Annotated in this window: 17 protein-coding genes and 1 riboswitch; of the genes, 13 read left to right on the top strand and 4 right to left on the bottom strand. The window is 60.7% G+C overall.

The features are described 5' to 3' along the window. Positions 1–252: 252 nt before the first annotated feature. From KI797_RS13575 to narQ, 4 genes are all read right to left on the bottom strand, one after another. Entirely contained in the window at positions 253–828 is a 576-nt protein-coding gene (locus tag KI797_RS13575; RefSeq protein ID WP_041206132.1) for an LON peptidase substrate-binding domain-containing protein, read from the bottom strand. 313 nt (positions 829–1,141) lie between these two features. Beyond that, complete coding sequence (locus tag KI797_RS13570) at positions 1,142–1,567, bottom strand: globin domain-containing protein (protein ID WP_041206130.1); 426 nt, start codon at positions 1,565–1,567, stop codon at positions 1,142–1,144. A 169-nt stretch (positions 1,568–1,736) separates the two neighbouring features. Continuing rightward, positions 1,737–2,375, bottom strand: a complete 639-nt coding sequence (narL, locus tag KI797_RS13565) for a two-component system response regulator NarL (RefSeq protein ID WP_005325544.1) — start codon at positions 2,373–2,375, stop codon at positions 1,737–1,739. After that, positions 2,375–4,087, bottom strand: a complete 1,713-nt coding sequence (gene narQ / locus KI797_RS13560; protein WP_043132876.1) for a nitrate/nitrite two-component system sensor histidine kinase NarQ — start codon at positions 4,085–4,087, stop codon at positions 2,375–2,377. The genes narL and narQ overlap by 1 nt, the downstream gene beginning before the upstream one ends. A 79-nt stretch (positions 4,088–4,166) precedes the next feature. Next, positions 4,167–4,306, top strand: a riboswitch (molybdenum cofactor riboswitch). Between narQ and moaA the strand changes: the two genes are divergently transcribed. The 13 genes from moaA to modA all read left to right on the top strand — a co-directional run bounded on the left by moaA (position 4,294) and on the right by modA (position 14,706). Continuing rightward, complete coding sequence (gene moaA, locus KI797_RS13555; RefSeq protein ID WP_226169701.1) at positions 4,294–5,289, top strand: GTP 3',8-cyclase MoaA; 996 nt, start codon at positions 4,294–4,296, stop codon at positions 5,287–5,289. It overlaps the preceding riboswitch by 13 nt. A gap of 250 nt (positions 5,290–5,539) precedes the next feature. Beyond that, positions 5,540–6,049 (top strand): ferredoxin-type protein NapF, encoded by a 510-nt coding sequence (gene napF, locus KI797_RS13550; protein WP_182785775.1) that lies wholly within the window; start codon positions 5,540–5,542, stop codon positions 6,047–6,049. 8 nt (positions 6,050–6,057) lie between these two features. Next, the gene (locus KI797_RS13545) at positions 6,058–6,348 is read left to right on the top strand and encodes a chaperone NapD (protein ID WP_226169700.1); all 291 of its coding nucleotides are present in this window, start codon (positions 6,058–6,060) and stop codon (positions 6,346–6,348) included. Between the two features lie 126 nt (positions 6,349–6,474). Continuing rightward, positions 6,475–8,964: a nitrate reductase catalytic subunit NapA gene (gene napA, locus KI797_RS13540; protein ID WP_226169699.1), complete on the top strand. Its 2,490-nt coding sequence runs from the start codon at positions 6,475–6,477 to the stop codon at positions 8,962–8,964. A gap of 13 nt (positions 8,965–8,977) precedes the next feature. Continuing rightward, the gene (gene napG / locus KI797_RS13535) at positions 8,978–9,712 is read left to right on the top strand and encodes a ferredoxin-type protein NapG (RefSeq protein WP_043132884.1); all 735 of its coding nucleotides are present in this window, start codon (positions 8,978–8,980) and stop codon (positions 9,710–9,712) included. Further along, positions 9,709–10,584, top strand: a complete 876-nt coding sequence (napH, locus tag KI797_RS13530) for a quinol dehydrogenase ferredoxin subunit NapH (protein ID WP_226169698.1) — start codon at positions 9,709–9,711, stop codon at positions 10,582–10,584. Before napG ends, napH begins: the two co-directional genes overlap by 4 nt. Further along, positions 10,584–11,039, top strand: coding sequence for a nitrate reductase cytochrome c-type subunit (locus tag KI797_RS13525; protein WP_041206124.1), 456 nt, complete (start codon positions 10,584–10,586; stop codon positions 11,037–11,039). Before napH ends, KI797_RS13525 begins: the two co-directional genes overlap by 1 nt. A gap of 11 nt (positions 11,040–11,050) precedes the next feature. Further along, positions 11,051–11,641 (top strand): cytochrome c3 family protein, encoded by a 591-nt coding sequence (locus tag KI797_RS13520; protein WP_043132887.1) that lies wholly within the window; start codon positions 11,051–11,053, stop codon positions 11,639–11,641. 221 nt (positions 11,642–11,862) lie between these two features. Further along, the gene (moaB, locus tag KI797_RS13515) at positions 11,863–12,390 is read left to right on the top strand and encodes a molybdenum cofactor biosynthesis protein B (RefSeq protein ID WP_041207033.1); all 528 of its coding nucleotides are present in this window, start codon (positions 11,863–11,865) and stop codon (positions 12,388–12,390) included. A gap of 81 nt (positions 12,391–12,471) precedes the next feature. Then, positions 12,472–12,966 (top strand): cyclic pyranopterin monophosphate synthase MoaC, encoded by a 495-nt coding sequence (moaC, locus tag KI797_RS13510; RefSeq protein ID WP_226169697.1) that lies wholly within the window; start codon positions 12,472–12,474, stop codon positions 12,964–12,966. Next, positions 12,963–13,208 carry a molybdopterin synthase sulfur carrier subunit gene (gene moaD / locus KI797_RS13505; RefSeq protein WP_226169696.1) on the top strand — a complete coding sequence of 82 codons (246 nt, stop codon included), beginning with the start codon at positions 12,963–12,965 and terminating at the stop codon, positions 13,206–13,208. Before moaC ends, moaD begins: the two co-directional genes overlap by 4 nt. Positions 13,209–13,407: 199 nt before the next feature. Then, positions 13,408–13,893, top strand: coding sequence for a molybdopterin synthase catalytic subunit MoaE (gene moaE, locus KI797_RS13500; protein ID WP_171269149.1), 486 nt, complete (start codon positions 13,408–13,410; stop codon positions 13,891–13,893). An 84-nt stretch (positions 13,894–13,977) separates the two neighbouring features. Further along, the gene (gene modA / locus KI797_RS13495; RefSeq protein WP_226169694.1) at positions 13,978–14,706 is read left to right on the top strand and encodes a molybdate ABC transporter substrate-binding protein; all 729 of its coding nucleotides are present in this window, start codon (positions 13,978–13,980) and stop codon (positions 14,704–14,706) included. Positions 14,707–14,725 lie beyond the last annotated feature (19 nt).

The following is a 14,725-nucleotide window of genomic DNA, read 5'->3' as shown; positions in this document are numbered from 1 at the left end:
AAAAATGGTCAACCTGGTGGTTGACCAATTCTTCAGCAAATACTGAAGAGAGCACGGGATAAATCGGGTTGTACGGTCTTATATGAAAAAGTCGTGCCAACTTTTCATGACCTGTTATTTGCGGCTGGTAGCGGAGTTATCTGTTGTTATCGCCACCAGTGATTGCAAATTGCGAATTCCATCTTTTCATTGTAAGAATTTCCGGTCAGAATATTCGCGTTTTGCAAATCACGTATTGACTCACTCTCTGACTCACTGTGCGATCAGTCGGCGCAGAAACTGGCGCGCCGCTTCACTGTTCTGTTTGGCAATCAACATCTGTTTCTCATAGATCGGCATGGGCAGGATCTCGAGCCAGCGCTGACAGAGCCAGGCCGCGTCGTCGAACTGCTTGTCCGGATAGAGCTCATCCAGTTCTGGATATTGTTCAAATACTTCCTGCAATCTGCTGACCAGCTGCTTGTCGCTGAAGTCCGAGTGCGCGCTCGGCCAGTTGGGCAGGGTTTCCACCTGAGCGTGGCGCAATCCGGATTCATCCGTTTCCATTTCGTGGATGCAGAAACGTTCCAGACCGAGCACGGTGACCCCGAGCAGACCATCGTTGAGCGTATAGAAATCTGTCACCTTGACGCGAGTGCCGACTGGCAGGATACGCCCGCAGGTGCCCGTGTTGGTGCTCTCTTCCATCACGATGCCAAAGCCCCGATCATCGATGAAGGACTCCTTGAGCATCTGCAGGTGGCGAGGCTCAAACAGACGCAAGGGGAGTTTCCCGCCCGGCAGTATGTGTGAGGGCAAGGGGAACAGTGCCAAGTGTTGAAGTTTCATGTTCCATCCTCCGATAAGTTGCATCTGAATATGACAATGCAGTGACTGTGCCAGAGCACGAGGAAAATGGAGAAACGGCAGGAAAATGATGCCGATAATTTAAATATCCATTAGTAATCAATCAATTAAGATTTTATTCAACGGCAGGGAGAGGATAGCTTAGGAAGGGATTCAGGTGGCTTTGTAGGGGCTCGTACATGCCCCATCTGCAGAATGGGGCTGCGTTCGCATAATGCAAATGACTCTCCTGCAAAATGCGCATCTGCCATCCATCTTCAGCGGCAGGATCTGTCAGACGTGATGGCTGAAACGGCTAGACGACGGATGGGGTGTGCTGACCGAGCCCTTCCAGCATCAGGGCGGCGATCTCGTCGTACATCTGTGACCAGGCCTCAGACAGCGCCGGTGTGAAGTGCTCTCCCAGCCGTCTTGCCAGCACCAGGGTCAATGCCTGTTTCAACAGGCCGAACTGGTGTGACTGCACGTTGAACTGTCGATGCCGTCTGCCGAGATCCCGGATGATGAAACCCAGGGCATCCAGCTGCTCCAGGCTGGTGATCACCGTGTTCAGTGTCTCAGACACCTTGGTGACCGGCATTCCCGCAGGATCGGGAAAGAGGTTGATCAAGTCAGGTGACAGCCGGAACAGCTCTGCATACACCTCCTGAACATAGGTGTTGTTCAATGCGGTGACCCTGCCCCATGCCCTTTGTACCAGTTCGATCTGTTCAGGTGTCATGCCGTGCGCCCTCCATCTGTCGTCTCCCAAACATAATAATGCATTTTCTCAATAAGTTGCGAGAGTGGAGCCGATGACATTCTGTTAGGCTGGGGCTGTGCTGTATCCAGCAAAAAGCCCCGAAATGACGGGGCCTTGGCTGGTATGAGTGGGAGGATAACATGGGAGTCTAGTTGCGCTGCTCCAGGTACATGACGGCGGCTTCCACCCGGCTCTGGGCCTCGAGCTTCTTCAGCAGGCTCTTGACGTGCACCTTGACGGTGCCTTCCGAGATGTGGAGCACGGAGGCGACCTGCTTGTTGGAAAGACCCTTGGCAATCTCGCGCATGATCTGCATCTCTCGGCGGGTCAGGCTTTCCAGCTTCTGTTGCAGATGGTCCAGCTCATAGATGTTTTCCAGATAGGGACGCAGGGGCTCGCTCAGGATCTGTTTGCCGGTCATGACATCGGCCAGCTGACCGAGCAGCATGTCGGGCTCGGTGTCCTTGAGCAGGTAACCATCGGCGCCTGCCTTGAGCAGGGCAACCACGTCCTGACGGGCGTCGGAAACGGTCAGGATCACGACCCGGGAGGTGACCTCTTCGGCGCGCAGGGCCTTGAGGGTATCGAGGCCGGACAAGCCCTTCATGTTGAGATCGAGCAGGATAAGGTCCGGTTCGGACTCCTTGGCCATGGCTACGGCGTCAGTGCCGTTAGAAGCCTCACCTATCACTTCGATGTTATCTTCCAGCTCCAGCAGTTGCACAATGCCTTTGCGCATCAGGGGATGGTCATCTACGACCAGAACACTATATTTCATCTCGTCCATCAGGCGTCTCTTGTTAGGCTGGTGGGAAAAGTCAGGTGTACACGGGTGCCCCCGGAAGACGGTTCACTGATGGTCAACTGACCGTGCAACTTGCTGGCACGCTCGTTCATGATGCTGAGACCGTAGTGATTCACCGCCGAGCTTGCGCCCCCTATTCCGACACCATCATCTGCAATCTGAACCTGGATGTTACCATCAGCCAGGGTCTCACAGCTAACGTCAATGCGCTGGGCGCAGGCATGTTTGATGGCATTGAGCACTGCCTCACGGATCAGTTGCAGGATGTGTATGTGCTGCCCCGCCTCAAGATCCGTATCAGTCAGTCCGTATTGGAGCCGGATCTCGGCCCGTGTCTGGGGCTTGAGCTGCTCCAGCATGACGCCGATGGCTTCGCCGAGATTGGCGTCGCCGATGCTGAGGCGGAAGGTACCGAGCAGCTCGCGCAACTGGGTATAGGCATTGCTGAGCCCTTCGTCTATCTGCTCCATGGCGGCTTTGGCCTTGCCATTATCCCCCTTGGCGACGGAGCGCTTGAGCAGGGTGGACTGGATCTTGAGGTAGGAGAGCGCCTGGGCCAGCGAGTCGTGCAGCTCGCGGGCGATGACGGCACGCTCCTCCATCAGCAGCAGGCGCTGGTGCTGCAGCAAGGTCTGATCCTTGTGCAGCACCTGGGCCAGCAGCATGGAGAAGTTCTTCATCAGCCGCTCGTCGATGGGGTGAGCGCTTATCATGTCGAGCCGGCCGTACTCCTCATCATCCATCTGCAGATAGAAGCTCACCACGGCATCCAGGTCTCCGGGCCAGCCCTTGCGCCCGGTGATGTAGACCGGCATGGCATTGTGCTCGAAGCGGGTCAGCCTGATGTAGTCGATGTGCTGATGGGCGGCGGCCCGCTCCAGCAATTTCTGCAGGGTACGGCGGCTCAGCGGCGCCGCATGCAGCTTCTGGGCGGTGGAGTAGAGGAAGGAGAGGGTGTCGTTCGCCTGCTGCAGCTTGGCGGTTTTCTCTTCCACCTTGCTCTCCAGCTCCCGATAGAGCTTGCCGAGCTCGTCCGCCATGGTGGCGAAGGCGCCGGACAGTTCCCCCAACTCGTTTTCGCAGTGGGGGGGCAGGGTCAGGTCGAACTCCTGGCGCTGGATCTGGCGTGCGCAATGGACCAGCTGATTGAGGGGGGCAACCACCTGCTGGCGGGTGAAACGCACCGTGAACCAGGCGATGGTGATGATGGAGAGCAAGCCCAGCCCCTCCGCCAGCGCCAGCATGCGCACCTTGAACTCCACGTGATACTGCATCTGATTGACGAAGTCATCGATGGCGGCGACGAACTGCTCGGTGTTGTCGGTGTAGCGGCTGGGGGTGGCGTTCTCGATGTGCTCGCGCATCATCTGCCATTGCAGCAGCACCTCGCCATAGGTACGGCGCAAGGAGGCGGGGGTGATCCAGCGCTGGGTCTCCTGCAACTCGGAGGCGTGCAGTGTCTGCTCGAACTGGTCGAGCCGGCCGAGGACGGCCTGATCCTTCTCGATTTCGTAGGCCATGCGATAGGCCTGCATCCGCAATGATCCCGACAGGTTGATCGCCTTGGCGTCGGGTACCGAGTAGAAGAGGGTGACCATGGCCACCACGGCGATCAGGCTGGCCATGAACAGGATCAGCACCATGGAGCGGCCGATGGCGCTGCTGACCGAGTGTACTTTGAACCACTTTCCCATGCCGATTGGCTTCCTTCAGATCAGACAAAGACCCCACAAAGTAGCATGGGAGTGTACTCCAACTTGTGCTAGCATCGAAAAACTAGATGAACTCCGAGCGTTTTTGCCTAAGTCATTGAGATAGGGGGAAAACGCCGTCAGCCGTCGTTCGAGCTGAAAGGGTCAGGAAAGAAATGCCCTGGCCTCCCGTATTTGGAAAGGTGTTTATGTTGCCACTTGAAGATGGTTTTTCCCGTCGTTTTTACTATTTGCGCCTGTCTATTACCGACGTGTGCAATTTCCGTTGTACCTACTGTTTGCCGGACGGTTATCGCCCCCCGGATGGGAACAAGGAGGGGCGCAAGTCGTTTCTCTCCCTGGAGGAGATCCGCCGCATCGTCTCTGGCTTCGCCTCCATGGGCACCCGCAAGGTGCGCCTGACCGGGGGGGAACCCTCACTGCGCCGTGACTTTACCGCCATCATAGAGGCGGTGGCCAATACCCCCGGCATCGAGAAGGTGGCCATGACCACCAATGGCTATCGCTTGAAGGAGCGCGCCCAGGAGTGGTTCGATGCCGGACTCAATGCCCTCAATGTCAGTGTCGACAGCCTGGACCCACGCCAGTTTCACCAAATCACCGGTGAGAACAAGCTGGCGGAGGTGGTTGAGGGAATAGAGGCGGCACTGGCCGCCGGCTTCAAGTCGGTGAAGATCAATGCGGTGCTGCTCAAGGGGCTCAACGATCAGCAGCTGGATCAGTTTCTGGCCTGGATCAGGCACAAGCCCATCGAGCTGCGCTTCATCGAGTTGATGCAGACCGGGGAGATGGACAACCTGTTTCGCGACCACCACACCAGTGGCGAGCTCATCAAGGAGCAACTGCTTGGCAATGGCTGGATCCAGCAATTGCGCGCGGTGGACGACGGTCCGGCACAGGTGTTCATGCACCCCGAATCACAGGGTGGGGTCGGACTCATCATGCCCTACAGCAAGGACTTCTGCGCCGGTTGCAATCGGCTGCGGGTCTCCTCCGTGGGTAAGTTGCACCTCTGTCTGTTCGGTGACAACGGGGTGGAACTGCGGGATCTGCTCAGTGACGACAGTCAGCAGGAAGCCCTGCAACTGCGGATCAGCCAGGCGCTCACCGGCAAGGCCGCCACCCATCGTCTGCACGAGGGCAATGCCGGTATGACCCCCCATCTCGCCTCCATCGGCGGCTGAGTGCTCACCGTTAGCTCAAAATAGCCATCGATTAATAAGCAATCCTCATATAGGGGTAATTTACCTTGCCCCTTTCCTGCCTTGTTGCGCCAAGGGTTTGATCCAGCGCAATAATCCCCCCTGTTTATCTCCCTGGTGGTATATCACTGGACTTGTGAGAGTCGCAATATACACCCACGCTTATAATTGGTATTGAAAATGCCAGTCACTGGTTCCGCGCTCGAATTCTGTCCTGTGAAGAGGAATTGATATGCCTGATGGGGTCAATCTGTCACGCCGCAGTCTGTTTCGAGGACGACTGAGCGCGCCCAGACCTGAGGTGCAACTGCCCTGGTCTGTCTCCTGGGCCGACTTCGTGGCCGATTGCACCCGGTGTGGCGACTGCCTGACGGCCTGCCCGGAGCAGATCCTGATCAAGGGGGACGGCGGCTTCCCGACGGTGGATTTCCAGCGTGGCGAGTGCACCTTCTGTGGCGAATGCGTCAGCGCCTGCCAGGTGCCTGTGTTCAGGCCGACGACGCAGACGCCCTGGGACTATGTGGCTCACATCGAAGCCGGTTGCCTGGCCAGTGCCCAGGTCTTCTGCCAGCGCTGTCAGGACAGCTGCGAGCAGCAGGCCATCCGTTTTTCTCCTCAGCTGGGGCGAGTACCCACCCCCAGCATCCATACCGAGTCGTGCAATGGCTGTGGTGCCTGCGTGGCGGATTGTCCGGTCGGCAGTATCAGGGTGGGCGCCCCCCATCAGGGGTCGTCTACATGAAGCAAGGGATGAGCAAGTTGGAAAACAACCATATGACCCGAGAAGAGTTCCACGTATCCAGCCTGGTGGTACTGACCCAGCCCCCCTTGCGCCACCAGCTCGCAGAGCAGATTGCGGCCCTGGATGGGGCAGAGATCCATGCCGTCAGCGACGAAGGCAAGCTGGTGGTGACCCTGGAAGGGCCCAGCCAGCGCCCCATCATGGATGCCATCGATGCGATCAATGCCATGCCGGGCGTGCTCTCCGCCGCCCTGATTTACCACCAGTTTGATGAAGTCGAAGCCGAGGGCAGGGAATAGCGCCATGAGGCTGGGGCCGCGCGGTTTGCGATGCCCGATGAAAGCAATAAAGCGCCATGACGCTGAGCCAGCGCGGCTCGTGACAATGGCTGTCATTGATGTGATTAAGCAATGCGAGGATATGTCATGAAGCTGAGTCGACGCGACTTTATGAAGGCCAATGCGGTGGCGGCAGCCGCTGCCGTGGCCGGAGTCAGTGCCCCCACCCTGGCGGCGAACCTTATTACCAGCACCGACAAGACTGCCATCACCTGGGACAAGGCGCCCTGCCGCTTCTGCGGCACCGGCTGCTCCGTGCTGGTGGGCTCTCAGGCCGGACGTGTCGTGGCGACCCAGGGCGATCCCGATGCGCCGGTCAACCGTGGCCTCAACTGCATCAAGGGCTACTTCCTCTCCAAGATCATGTATGGCGAGGATCGCCTGACCCAGCCGATGCTGCGCATGACCAATGGCAAGTTCGACAAGAATGGCGACTTCGCCCCCATCAGCTGGGATCAGGCGTTCGACATCATGGCCGAGAAGTTCAAGGCCACCCTCAAGGAGAAGGGGCCGACCGCCGTCGGCATGTTCGGCTCCGGTCAGTGGACCGTGTGGGAAGGTTATGCCGCCGCCAAGCTGATGAAAGCGGGCCTGCGCACCAACAACCTGGATCCCAACGCCCGTCACTGTATGGCCTCCGCCGTGGTCGGTTTCATGCGTACCTTCGGCATGGATGAGCCCATGGGCTGCTACGACGACATCGAGCAGGCCGACGCCTTCGTGCTGTGGGGCTCCAACATGGCCGAGATGCACCCCATTCTCTGGTCGCGGATGTCCGATCGCCGCCTCTCCAACCCGGATGTGCAGGTGCACGTGCTCTCCACCTTCGAGCACCGCAGCTTCGAGTTGGCGGACAACGGTATGGTGTTCACGCCCCAGACCGACTTGGCGATCCTCAACTACATCGCCAACTACATCATCCAGAACGACAAGGTGAACTGGGACTTCGTCAACAAGCACACCCAGTTCCGCAAGGGCGTCACCGACATCGGCTATGGCCTGCGCCCGACTCACCCGACGCAGCAGAAGGCCAAGAACCCCGACAGCGGCGACTCGACCCCCATGAGCTTCGAGGAGTTTGCCAAGTTCGTGGCGGATTATGACGTCGAGTCGGTGGCCAAGCTCTCCGGCGTCTCCAAAGACAAGCTGGAGAAGCTGGCCCAGATCTATGCCGATCCCGACAAGAAGGTGGTCTCCTACTGGACCATGGGCTTCAACCAGCACACCCGTGGCGTCTGGGCGAACAACCTCTGCTACAACATCCACCTGCTGACCGGCAAGATCTCCACCCCGGGCTCGGGTCCCTTCTCCCTGACCGGCCAGCCGTCTGCGTGCGGCACGGCGCGGGAAGTGGGCACCTTCGCCCACCGTCTGCCCGCCGACATGGTGGTGACCGATCCCAAGCACCGCGCCATCGCCGAGAAGATCTGGAAGCTGCCGGAAGGCACCATTCCCGAGCAGGTGGGTTATCACGCCGTGCTGCAAAACCGCATGCTTAAAGACGGCAAGCTCAACGCCTACTGGGTGATGTGCAACAACAACATGCAGGCCGGCCCCAACATGAACGAGGAGGGATTGCCCGGTTATCGCAACCCAGCCAACTTCATCGTGGTCTCCGACCCTTACCCGACAGTGACCGCGCAAGCGGCTGACCTCATCCTGCCCACCGCCATGTGGGTGGAAAAAGAGGGTGCCTATGGCAACGCCGAGCGCCGCACCCAGTTCTGGCACCAGCAGGTGAAGGCGCCAGAAGGGGCCAAGTCCGATCTGTGGCAGCTGATGGAGTTTTCCAAGCGCTTCACCGTGGAAGAGGTGTGGCCGGCTGAGCTGATTGCCAAGATGCCGGAAGTGAAGGGCAAGACCCTGTTCGAGGTGCTTTACGCCAACGGGCAGGTCAATCAGTTCCCGAAAGAGCAGAGCAAGGGGACGCTGAACGACGAGGCGGAACACTTCGGCTTCTACGTGCAGAAGGGGTTGTTCGAGGAGTACGCCTCCTTCGGTCGCGGCCACGGCCACGATCTGGCGCCCTTCGATCAGTACCACGAAGCCCGTGGCCTGCGCTGGCCCGTGGTGGACGGCAAGGAGACCCTGTGGCGCTATCGCGAAGGGTTTGACCCTTATGTGAAGGCGGGGGAGGGGGTGAAATTCTACGGCAAGCCCGATGGCCGTGCGGTGATCTTCGCGCTGCCCTATGAGCCGGCCGCCGAGGCACCGGATAAAGAGTACGACATGTGGCTCTCCACCGGCCGCGTGCTGGAGCACTGGCACACCGGCACCATGACTCGCCGGGTGCCCGAGCTCTATCGCGCCTTCCCGGATGCGGTGCTCTTCATGCACCCGGAAGATGCCAAGGCCCGCGGCGTGCGCCGTGGCGAAGAGGTGATCGTCTCCTCCCGCCGTGGCGAGGTGAAGACCCGCGTCGAGACCCGCGGCCGCAACCGTCCGCCCAAAGGCCTGGTGTTCATGCCCTTCTTCGATGCGAGCCAGCTGGTCAACAAGCTGACCCTGGACGCCACGGATCCGCTCTCCAAAGAGACGGATTACAAGAAGTGCGCCGTCAAGGTCATGAAGGCGTAAGGCGGGCCGGGGGATGAGTCGCAGCCGTCGCCAGTTCCTGGCCGACCTTGCCAAGGGGGCCTGCTCCGTGGGCCTCCTGGGTGTGGGTCTGGGCTCGGTGGCGCGCCAGCAGGCGCAGGCGGTGCCCGCCCAGGCTCTGCGGCCGCCGGCGGCACTGGGGGAGGCAGACTTCCTTGGTGCCTGCGTGCGCTGCGGGCTCTGCGTCGAAGCCTGCCCCTACGACACCCTCAAGCTCGCCCGGCTGCTGGATCCCGTGACCACGGGCACCCCCTATTTCGAGGCGCGCAGCGTTCCTTGCGAGATGTGTGACGACATCCCCTGTGTGGTGGCCTGTCCGAGCGGGGCGCTGGATCAGGGGATGACCGACATCGATCAGGCGCGGATGGGGGTGGCGGTGCTCATCGATCACGAGACCTGCCTCAACTACCTGGGCCTGCGCTGCGATGTCTGCTATCGGGTCTGCCCGCTGATAGACAAGGCGATCACCCTCGAACTGCAACGCAATCCGCGCACCGGCAAGCACGCCATGTTCCTGCCCACGGTACACAGCGACATCTGTACCGGCTGCGGCAAGTGCGAGCACGCCTGCGTGCTGGAGACGGCGGCCATCAAGGTGGTGCCCCGTCAGCTCGCCAAGGGTGAGCTGGGTCATCACTACCGGCTTGGCTGGGAAGAGAAGGCCAAGGCGGGCAAGTCCCTCATCGGTGAGCGACTCACCCTGCCCACCCGCAAACCGGAGGGGCTATGAGTCGTTATCCGGGGGCCGAGGCCAGCGCCAGGCTGGGCTGGTGGCGTGCCCATCGCTTCCTGCTGCTGCGCCGTCTGAGCCAGTTCGGCGTGCTGGGGCTCTTCCTGCTGGGGCCGCTGGCGGGGGTCTGGATCCTCAAGGGCAACCTCTCCAGCTCGCTGTTGCTGGAGACGGTACCGCTCTCGGATCCCCTGACCCTGCTGCAGTCGGTGGCGGCGGGCCATTGGCCCATCACCACACTGTGGCTCGGGGCAGGCTTGGTGCTGCTGGGGTACTGGCTGGTCGGGGGGCGGGTGTTCTGCTCCTGGGTCTGCCCGGTCAACCTGGTCACGGATGCAGCCGCCTGGGCCAGGGCCCGACTTGGGCTCAAGGGCAACGGCCAGTTCAACCGCAACACCCGCTACTGGCTGCTGGCCATGGTGCTGGTGGCGCCCGCCATTACGGGCGTGCTGGTGTGGGAGCTGGTCAATCCGGTGTCCTTGGCCATGCGCGGCCTGCTGTTTGGCATGGGGGCGGGCTGGGGTCTGCTGGTGGCTCTGTTCCTGTTCGATCTGTTCGTGGTGGAGCGGGGCTGGTGTGGTCATCTCTGCCCGGTGGGGGCCTTCTATGCCCTGGTCAACCGGGTCGGGTTTATCAAGATTTCTGCCAAGGGGCGTGAGCGGTGCAGCAACTGCATGGATTGTTATGCGGTCTGCCCGGAGCGTCCCATCCTGCGCGGCCCGGTTCACGGGGCCAGGCGCGGTCACGGGCCCTTGATTGTGGCTCAGGAGTGTACCAACTGCGGCCGTTGCATCGATGTCTGCGCGGAGCAAGTTTTCGAAATCACTACAGGTTTTGCCGTCAAGGCAGAGAAAACGTCGGAGAACAAATAATGAAAAAGCTGATTGGAGCAATGCTGGCCTGCCTGATGGCGGGCTCCTTGATGGCAGCCACCCCCGAGATCACCAACAGCACGGGGGGGATAAAATCGGAGCGGGGGAGTACGGATCTGGTCACGGATGCAGATGCGGCTCCCATGAAGAACTATCGCAAGGATGGGGATCTCTACGATCGTCAGTACATGCATCAACCGCCGCTGATCCCCCACGATACCCGCAACTACGAGGTGGACAACAAGGTCAACAAGTGCCTGGCCTGCCACAGCTTCAAGAACGCCAGCAAGATGAAGGCGCCCAAGATAAGCCCCACTCATTTCGAAACCCGTGACGGCATGACCCTTGGCGAAGTGTCCCCCCGCCGCTACTTCTGCCTGCAGTGCCACGTGCCGCAGGCGGATGCGAAGCCGCTGGTGGAAAATACGTTTAAACCAGTTGAAGCGCTGAACTGAGGAACCCATAGATGAAATTACCCGGCTTTATCCAGCGTCTGTGGACCACCTTCAAGTCCCCCTCGAAGGCGGCCCTCTGGGTGCTGCTGCTGATGGGCTTCTTCGGCGGCGTCATCTTCTGGGGCGGTTTCAACACCGCCATGGAAGCCTCGAACACCGAGAAATTCTGTACCGGTTGCCACGAGATGAAGGACAACGTGTTCGTGGAGTACCGCGACACCATTCACTATGCGAACCGTTCCGGGGTGCGTGCCAGCTGCCCGGATTGCCACGTGCCCCACGAATGGACCTACAAGATCATTCGCAAGGTGCAGGCCTCCAAGGAGCTGTGGGGCATGCTGACCGGCAAGGTGGATACCCGCGAGAAATTCGAGAGCCACCGTCGCGAGATGGCCGAGCGGGAGTGGAAGCGCATGAAGGACACGGATTCGAGGGAATGTCGCAACTGCCACAACTTCGAGTACATGGACTTCTCCCTGCAAGGCAAGCGGGGCGCCCAGATGCACTCCACCAGTCTGGCCAGTGGCGAGAGCACCTGTATCGACTGTCACAAGGGTATCGCTCACCAGTTGCCTGACATGAAGGGCGTGGAAGGGTTTTAAGGACACCAGGCCATCGGCGTGGCTTGCACCGCGCCGATGGCCTTTGATTTTTATAGACCTTTTAACCCCTCAGCCTGACATCTTTTGATAGAATCCCTCCCCGGCAACGCGGCGCCCGTGTCGGCGTGCATTCACCGACCGACATGGCCGGGCGACGCGTATCCCTCTTCTTCCTCTCGTGGTCAATGATTGACAGGACTTGTCCCATGGCAGCCAAAAACATGGCACCCAAACACAACGAATTCATCCCTCTCAAGATCGCCGTACTGACGGTCTCCGACAGCCGTACCGCCGCCGACGACAGTTCGGGGGATTATCTGGTCTCTGCCCTGACTGAAGCCGGTCACCAGCTCACGGACAGGGCGCTCTGCCCGGACAACCTGTTCCGGATCCGGGCTCAGGTGAGCGACTGGATCGTCGATGACGGGGTGCAGGTGGTGCTGATCAACGGTGGCACCGGCTTCAATGAACAGAACCGGGTGCCGGAGGCGGTGGGGGTGCTGTTCGAGCGCACCGTGCAGGGCTTTGGCGAGATGTTCCGCCAGCTCTCCTTTGCCGAGATAAAAGGGTCGGCCATGCAGAGCCGCGCGCTGGCAGGCCTGGCCAACCGTACCCTCATCTGCTGTCTGCCGGGCTCCACCGGCGCCTGCCAGCTCGGCTGGGAGCAGCTCATTCGGGATCAGCTGGACGCCCGTACCAGGCCGTGCAACTTCGTGGCCCATCTGAGCACCAGCGCCATACCGGCGTGAGTGACAGGGCATGGATGAACCCGGGCGACAGCGTACCGGCTGCCGGGTTCTTGTGGAACTATTCGTGACCAAGGGGCATAGATGAACCTGACCCATCTCAATCAGAGCGGCGAAGCGCACATGGTGGACGTGACCGACAAACAGGTCACCGAGCGGGAGGCTCGCGCCGAAGCCTTCGTGACCATGGCCCCCGCGACCCTGGCCCTGATCCTCGGTGGTCAGCATCACAAGGGGGACGTGTTCGCCACTGCTCGCATCGCCGGCATCATGGCGGCCAAGAAGACTGCCGACCTCATTCCCCTCTGCCACCCCCTGGCACTGACCCGGGTGGAGGTAGAGATTGAGGCCCAGCCCGAGCACAATAGGGTTCATATCCGCACCCTCTGCAAGCTGTCTGGCAAGACAGGGGTCGAGATGGAGGCGCTCACCGCGGCGTCCGTGGCGGCGCTGACCATCTACGACATGTGCAAGGCGGTGCAAAAGGACATGGTGATCGAGCAGGTGCGGCTGGTGGAGAAGAAGGGCGGCAAGTCCGGTCATTTCCAACTGGGTGCGAGTGCAGGAGAACAAGCATGATCAAGGTACTGTTTTTTGCGCAAGTGAGGGAGTTGGTGGGCTGCGACGAACTGAGCCTGCCCAGCGACTATCCCACAGCTGAACAGCTGCGCGCGGCCTTGTGCGAGCGCGGCGACAAGTGGGCGCTGGCGCTCGAGTCCGGCAAGCTGCTGGTGGCGGTCAACCAGACCCTGGTGCCGCTCGAGACGACGCTCAATGATGGCGATGAAGTCGCCTTCTTCCCCCCGGTGACCGGAGGCTGAGGATGAGCGAGATAATGACCGTGGATCGCACAACGGCGCTGTGGGACTGGCACGAAGCCGCCTTCTTCCCTCTCCTTCCAGTAACGACCGGAGGCTGAGAATGAGCGAGATAACGACCGTGGATCGCACAACGGTGCTGTGGGACTGGCATGAGGCCGCCTTCTTCCCTCTCCTTCCAGTAACGACCGGAGGCTGAATCATGTCCCAGGCAACAACGACCCCCACCGATCGCATCCTGGTGCAGCGGGCCGACTTCTCGCTTGGCGAGGAGTATGAGCGCCTCGCCACCCGTCATGACAGTGGCGCCATCGTCACCTTCGTCGGCAAGGTGCGTGACTTCAATCAGGGTGATGCGGTGAAGGGGCTTTCCCTCGAGCACTACCCCGGCATGACCGAAAAGGCGCTGACGGACATAGTCACAGAGGCCCGTGGCCGCTGGCCGCTGCAGGAGTGTACCCTGATCCACCGCATCGGCGATCTGCTGCTCGGCGATCAAATCGTGCTGGTGGCGGTGAGCAGCGCCCACAGGGACGCCGCATTCGAGGCCTGCCACTTCATCATGGATTTTTTGAAGACCCGGGCGCCGTTCTGGAAAAAAGAGCTGACCGCCGAAGGGATTCAACGCTGGGTCGAGGCCAAGCAGAGCGATGATGCTGCTGCCGCTCGCTGGCGGCAAGACCCCTAGCCAGCCCGGTTCGATGATTGGTAAGTGCCCACGGGTGCCTGCCACCCCCTGCTCGGACTACGCCGAGCCTCAAGGAGACAGGGAATGAAGAAACAGTTGTCCGTGGTGTTGCTTGGCCTCGTCGCCGGCGCTTTGTACAGCGGGGCCGCGCAGGCCGATGAGGTCAAGGTGGCCGTGGCCGCCAACTTCAAGGGGACCATGGAGCGCATTGGCAAGGCGTTCACCGCCAAGACAGGTCACAGTGTCGTCATCAGCTCGGCGGCCACCGGGGTGCTCTACACCCAGATCACCCACGGCGCCCCCTTCGATATCTTCCTCTCCGCCGACGTGGCCACCCCTCAAAAACTGGAGGCGGAGGGCAAGGGGAGCGATCGCTTCACCTACGCCATCGGCCAGCTCGGTCTGTGGAAGAAGGGCGGTCCGACCCCTGATGAGGCGACCTTGCGCAGCTGGAAGGGCAACCTCGCCATCGCCAACCCGAAAACCGCCCCCTATGGCACCGCCGCCATGGCAACCCTGGCCCATCTCAAGATAGATCCCAAGCAATACAGGGTGCTGACTGGTACCAACATCAGCCAGACCTGGCAGTTCGTGGACACCGGCAACGCCGAGCTGGGCTTCGTCGCCTGGGCCAACCTGGTGGAAGCGGGCAAGACCGACGAAGCCTGGGCGGTGCCGGCCAGCTTCTACCCCCCCATCGAACAGCAGGGGCTGATCCTGAAGAAAGGGGCTGCGGTCGATGCCCTGGTCGCCTGGCTCAAGGGCCCGGGCCAGCAACAGATCAAGGCCGCGGGCTATGCCCTGCCGCAGTGATGGCATGAATGCCAATCTC

Origin of the sequence: Aeromonas media (genome assembly GCF_020423125.1) — a bacterium.
GTDB lineage: Bacteria > Pseudomonadota > Gammaproteobacteria > Enterobacterales > Aeromonadaceae > Aeromonas > Aeromonas media.
Note: the sequence above shows the minus strand (reverse complement) of the source record. Positions and strands in the feature narration are given on the sequence as shown.